A 6,798-nucleotide genomic window follows, 5' to 3' on the forward strand; every position below is an offset into this window, starting at 1 on the left:
GGATTAGAAAAATAGGTTAAATATCTGGTTTGAACGACAAAGTGTATATTTAGAGACTTCCAAATTTAGTAGTATGTTCTATTTTTCACTTATTGATTTAATTTAGAAAGGATTTGATTATGTGAGAAAGTCTTTTATTCTCTTATTGCTATGTTGCTTTTTGAGCTCAGTTACAACAGGATGGGAAGCGTTTGCTGCTTCGTCAAAGGAAAATGCCGATTTAATTCTAAAAAATGGGGTCATCTATACAGTCGATAACAAACGAACCCAGGCTGAAGCCGTAGCTGTTAAAGATGGTGTCATTGTTTATGTTGGGAATGATGAAGGAGTCACACCTTACCAAGGATCTAACACCAAAATAGTTAATCTAAAAGGAAAGATGGTTTTACCGGGGTTCATCGATAATCACAATCACTCTTATCTCATGTCAGAAAGTCTATTTTGGCTGGATTTATCTTCTTACTCCACGTTAGAGGAATATAAAAAGGCGATTACAGATTACTTAAAGGAGCACCCGGATGTAAAGCAATTACGTGGGATTGGTTGGAACACGGCTCTTGTTACTAGCAACTCCAATGGTCTTCAGCCTAAAGAATGGCTTGACGAGATTGTGCCTGACATCCCGGCAGTTTTTATCACAAGTGCCCATCACTCTTTATGGGTAAACTCAAAAGCTCTTGAGAATGCAAAAGTAGACAAAAATTCAAAGGATCCAGCAGGCGGCGTGTTTGAACGTGACCCGAATAATGAACCAACAGGAATTGTACACGAATTTTCTGCTCAAAACCTAGTGATTAATGCACTTCCTCTTCCAGACTTTACGGTGGAAGAGTATAAAGAGGCACTTCTTGCCTTTCAAGAAACCGCTGCACAAAGAGGGGTAACTTCTGTATTAGTACCTGTCCACTATCCAACGGATACGCTGATTGACGCATTTGGAGAACTAGAGAAGGAGAATTTGTTAACGTTAAGATACGAAGTTGCTTTATGGGCTGATCCTTATAAAGGGACAGATCAAATTCAATCATTTGTGGAGAAACGTGAAGAGCACAAAGGCGGTTTGTTCCAAATCAATTCCGTTAAAATTTTTATGGACGGTGTGTTTGCCGCAGGAACAGCCTATCTCCATGATTCATACACTCATATGCCCAATCATCACGGTCACCCCGTTTGGGATCAAGATGTTTTCAAGAAAACGGTAGCTGCTTTAGATAAAGAAGGATTCCGTGTCCATATCCATGCGATTGGTGATGCAGGAGTCACTGCATCTCTAGACGGTTTTGAAGAGGCAGCAGAGCAAAATGGAAAAAGAGATTCTCGGCATGAAATCACACATCTACACTTAGTAAAAGAGGAGGATGTGGCTCGATTTAAGAACTTAGGAGTCATCCCTGTTGTCCAACCTTTCTGGTTTGCTAAAAATGAATCCTATGCAAAGGCTATAGGAGAAGAGCGAGCCAATCATGTGTTTCGAATGAAAAGTTATTTTGATGCGGGAATCCCTGTTGCTTCTGCAAGTGACTTTCCGGTAAATGACTTTTGGCCTCTTAAGGGAGTACAAATGGGTGTAACACGATTAGCTCTAGGAGAAAATGATCCAAATAAAGTATTATGGCCTGAAGAGAGGGTATCTCTTGATCAAATGATTACTAGTTATACGATGAACGGAGCTTATGCGAATTTCAGGGAAGAGGAAACAGGTTCGATTGAAGAAGGTAAAAAAGCGGATTTGGTTGTGTTAGAAAAAAATCTTTTTGAGATTCCAGAATCAGAAATTAGTGAAACGAACATTTTAATGACGATATTTGAAGGGAAGGAAGTATTTCTTCATCCTTCATTTAAGGAAGCTAAAGTATTATCTGAAAATACAACCAATAATGAAGAAGAAGTATCACCTGAAAAGGCGTCTAATACCCCAATTCTAGTCATTTCCGGTTTTGTTCTTATTGTGATAGCAGGTGCATTTCTAGTCATACGTCACCGTTCGAAAGTAAAACAAGGGTAGTCATAAAATTTCCTTATTTTCCGAGAAAAAGGTGCGAGTCACCATCTAGAATGGTGTGGAAAGGAAAGAAATCGATAGGGGACTTTCACTAGAAAATACATCATTTGCCCAATTCTTTCGTAAAGAAGGGATGGAACAAAAAGATGAAAAGGCAACATACTTTTACCTGAAGGTTTTTCTGATGAGGAACACTTTTACTTTGAAGAAAATGAATGGAGATGATCAGTTATGGGAATTTCATTTGAAAGTACACCCTTTGCCAAATTCTTGCTTAAAGATGCAGCAATGGAACAAAAAGCCATTGAAATAGCGGTAAGAATGATTCTAAAAGGATATACAATTGATGAAACAGCAGAAATGACAGAATTATCAAAAGAAATGGTAAGTATGATTCAGAAAAATGTGGAAGAAGGCAAAAAACAAAAAGCGAGTGAAGTAGCAATAAGACTGCTTAGAAAAGGGATTTCTGTTGAGGAAGTAGCAGAAGATACAGAATTAACGGTAGAAGAGGTCAGTGAAATTCACGAAACAATGAACGATTGAATGAATAAAAAATCTTAGAACACTCCTTCTTTTTTCAATCATCAGTGTTCTCGGATTTTCTTTTTTGAAAATCTCTATTGAAACAAAGGGGCGGTTCTCACGTTTCATCAATGGAGAATAAGCTCCAAAAAATGAAAAGGAAGAACCGTCCCCATGTTTCTTATTCTACTATTCTAGGTTTCTATTGAGTTTAAACGTGTATTAAAACAATCTTTAAAAACAGTATTCATAGGATGGACAAAAAATCCAATTGAAAGAATATAATAAAAAGTATTAGGAGTTGCTTTATGAAACGAAAAAATATGTTCAGATGGACTATTTGTATGTTGATCCCTGTTTTGTTTCTTGGACAGGATCTATTGACAGGTATTTCATCTAAAGTAAATGCTGACAATGGTTCTAATCGAGTAACGATAACGGAGGGAACCAATATCGCTGTTGCCGTTTCCCCTGATCATAGTCAACTTGTAATGGATTTACAGGGGATATTATGGACACTGCCCATGAAAGGCGGGACTGCCAAGAAAATTACGGATGAATATATTGATCCTTCTTTCCCAGATTGGTCACCAAATGGGAATCGAATTGCGTTCCAATCCTATCAAGGAGGAAATTACCACATCTGGTCTATGAATCCTGATGGGTCTGATATGCGCCAGCTCACTTTTGGTAAATATGATGATCGTGAACCCTCTTATTCTCCTAATGGAACGAAAATGGCTTTTTCGTCAGATCGTGGAGGAAGTTATGATATTTGGGTATTAGACTTAGAAACGAATGAAGTGAAGGCTTGGACGAATACAACAAGTGAAGAGTATCAACCAACATGGTCTCCAGATGGCAATGAAATTGCTTATGTAGATGGCAAACAAATCAAAGCTGTTGATGAATCCGGGAATATTCGAACAGTGATAACGGAAGCTTCAGGGACCATCTCAAATCCATCATGGTCGCCAGAAGGCAAAGACATTGCCTATGTTGTGAAAGATGGACTGCAAAGCAACTTAAAGATTTCAGGAAAACAAGTAACACGCAATGAAGATGTATTCCCTTTTCCTGTTGAATGGTTGTCAACAAATGAAATCACTTACACTGCTGATGGCCATATTAAAACAAGAAAGCTGGATCAAGAAAAGGCAGAAACTATTCCTTTTCGTGCAGAGATTTCTTTAAACCTACAAGAGTATGAATTAGGAGAACATGATTTTGATTCTAAGAAACAAAAGGATGTAAAAGGAATTGTTGCACCGAAACTTTCACCGAATGGCAGGCAAGTCGCATTTGTTGCTCTTAACGATCTTTGGTTATTAGACGTTGGCAAGGGAAAACCTCGTCAATTGACAGATGATTCTTATATGGAGCTGGATCCAGCATGGTCTCCAGATGGAAAGCAGATTGCCTATTCATCTGATAAAGAGGGAACAGAAGATATTTATCTTTTAGATGTAGCTTCAGGTAAGGAACAACGTTTAACAACGTCCGACAGCGCTGAATTTGCTGCTGCTTGGTCTCCAGATGGAGAGAAGATTGCTTATCAAGATGAACATGGCAAAACGTATACGGTCAATGTTAGCACGGGAGAGTCAAAACAAGTAATAGAAGCACTAAACTTACCTGGACCTCCTACATGGGGACCTGATAGTAAAACCATTGCATTAGCAGCGATTAATACGTATTCAAGCCGATTCCGTGAAGGAACAAATCAAATTTATATCGTCAATACGGAAACAGGAACGAAAAACTTCGTTAATCCGATTCCTTTCAAATCACTGAGTAACCGAAATAACTCAGGCCCTGTATGGTCACCAGATGGAAAACATATAGCTTTTATTATTGAAAGTCAGCTTTGGATGATGGCGGTTGATAAAAATGGGCAACCAACAGGGGAGCCTCGACTCATTTCAAATGAAATTGCTGATTCACCTAGCTGGAGTGGAGATTCAAGCACATTGTTGTACCTATCAAAGGGAGAGTTGAAACTCATTTCCATCAATGGAGATTCGTTACAAACAGTACCTTTCAAGATGAAATGGAAGTCCGAGCTTCCAACTGGAAAAACTGTGATTCATGTTGGGGGACTATGGGATGGAGTCAGTAAAGAACTGAAGAAAAATGTTGATATCACGTTACAAGGCAACCGAATTGTCGATATTGAGCCGCATAAAAAAGGGCATAACAAAAAAGTAATCGATGCGAGTGATCTTACTGTGATTCCAGGATTATGGGATACACATATTCACCAACAGTTGTCACAGTCTTATTACGGTTCTAGACAAGGACGTCAATTACTCTCCTTTGGTGTGACAAGTACGGTTTCAATGGGAGATTATGCGTATGGTGCGATTGAGGATCGTGAAGCAATCCATTCTGGAAATCGAGTAGCTCCACGCTATTTTGCATCAAGTGAGCTGATCGAGGGCTCACGCGTGTACTATAGCAATATGAGACCCACTACTTCTTTAGATGCTGTTAAGAGAGAAGTAGAAAGAGCCGAGTCCTTAGATGTAGATCTATTGAAAACCTATGTGAGACTGCCAAATGATCATCAAAATTATGTGATTGATGCGGCTCACGAAATGGGAATACCAGCGTTTTCACATTACTTCTTCCCGTCGATGACATTCGGACAAGATGGAACATCTCATATTTCTGCTACACAACGTCTAGGATTTTCCCGAACAGTCAGTCCGAGTGGATATGCTTATGGAGATGTTGTGAAACTAGCTGGAGAATCTGGAATGTCTGTCACATCCACACTGTTTGCGAATATGCTTGGTTTCTATCCTGAACTTCTTTCCGATCCACGTATCGAAGAATTGTATACACCTTCGCAATATCAATCGTTTAAGAGTGAGTATGACGTTGCTTCAACGGAATATCAAGAGAGTGTTGCTAGGGATGTGGCGATATTAAAGAACATTATTGATGCGGGCGGAGTGGTCATAAACGGTACAGATTCACCGCTTGTAACAATGGGCTTTAGTACGCATGCAGAACTTATGGCTATGACCGAATATGGAATGACACCATATGAAGCATTACGTACTGCCACATATTACCCAGCGAAAAAGATGGGTGTTGAGGATGATCTAGGTACCATTGAGGAGGGTAAGATTGCGGATCTTGTATTCGTGAAGGGGAACCCATTAGAAGAAATAAAAGATACCGTTAACGTCCAAATGGTTATGAAAGATGGTAAAATATATTCAATCGATGACATTGTCGCTCCATTTACGAAACAAAATTAGATTCGCTTGGTTAAATCAAGGTGATCCATATCGGTCACCTTGATTTTTGGTGTGCCAGGCATGTTCATCAGCTTAGAGAAGTGAGTTTCTAGATAGTAACTGGCACGATTAATAAAACGGCTAGAACAACCAGTCATAACAGAATATGATCGTCACGATACTTTTTCTTGATAGCTTCTATGACTTCTAATCACTTTACTTCAATATTTATAGGGAAGCTGAAACTTTCAATGGTTGCAAGAGTTTAACAAAGCTAAGGAGTTCTTATGAATATCGATACTTTTTTATATTATATACATGTTTATCATAACGAAATAAATGGTGGCGGGACTTATAAGCAAGTCGAACTTATAAAGGAATTTAGGCGTTATGAAAGTGAAGAAAAAGTGAATAGGCTCATTGAAGAAGCTGAACTAATTTCTAAGCAATTAAATGTAGAGGACTGGGAAATGGAACCTATCCTCTTGAACCTCTGTAATACATACGGGAAAAGGCATTTAAAAAGCATAACAAAAATAATACTTGCTGAATAGGCTTCTTTCTTGTGCGAACGAGTGGAGATTATAGAACAAAACAGATAAAAAATGATCAAACTTTAAATCAAAATGACAGATTATACCCATGTCATGATTTCAGTCGTGGGATGAATGGGGTTTGGTTGTTGGCGGAGCTTTTACCCGTTAATAACCAACATACTACTATTTATTATAATTTTCGTTGGGCATGAGCGTATGTGTTTCCAAAATTCCTGAAATTTTAAGCTTTTGGTATGTAGATTGAATCATGGAAAAAAATCAATAGACAAAGCTATAGTTCACAAAACTGTCAGAGAAACATTTCAAAAATGTGAAAAGAGTAACAAAGTTATCTTTAATTCAAGATAATGTAGTACAATCTATTTGTAAGGTAATTAACATATTAGGAGTGGTAGTAATGGTAAAATGGTTAAGAGAAAGTCATGTTTCTTCTATTATTCTTACTATATTTAGATTGTACTTAGGA

General features: G+C 38.2%; 4 protein-coding genes. All 4 read left to right on the forward strand.

The window, feature by feature from the left end:
* Positions 1 to 121: 121 nt before the first annotated feature.
* The 4 genes from F4V44_RS20255 (at position 122) to F4V44_RS20270 (ending at position 6,329) form a co-directional block, all read left to right on the forward strand.
* A complete protein-coding gene (locus F4V44_RS20255) occupies positions 122 to 2,005 on the forward strand; it encodes an amidohydrolase family protein (protein WP_223881987.1) in 1,884 nt (627 codons plus the stop codon).
* Positions 2,006 to 2,233: 228 nt separating this feature from the next.
* Positions 2,234 to 2,548 (forward strand): hypothetical protein, encoded by a 315-nt coding sequence (locus F4V44_RS20260; protein WP_150441832.1) that lies wholly within the window; start codon positions 2,234 to 2,236, stop codon positions 2,546 to 2,548.
* 287 nt (positions 2,549 to 2,835) lie between these two features.
* Positions 2,836 to 5,796 (forward strand): DPP IV N-terminal domain-containing protein, encoded by a 2,961-nt coding sequence (locus F4V44_RS20265; protein ID WP_150441833.1) that lies wholly within the window; start codon positions 2,836 to 2,838, stop codon positions 5,794 to 5,796.
* A 266-nt stretch (positions 5,797 to 6,062) separates the two neighbouring features.
* A complete protein-coding gene (locus tag F4V44_RS20270) occupies positions 6,063 to 6,329 on the forward strand; it encodes a hypothetical protein (protein WP_150441834.1) in 267 nt (88 codons plus the stop codon).
* The last annotated feature ends 469 nt before the right edge of the window (positions 6,330 to 6,798 follow it).

It is taken from the genome of Niallia endozanthoxylica, assembly GCF_008710145.1.
Classification (GTDB): domain Bacteria; phylum Bacillota; class Bacilli; order Bacillales; family Cytobacillaceae; genus Bacillus_BD; species Bacillus_BD endozanthoxylica.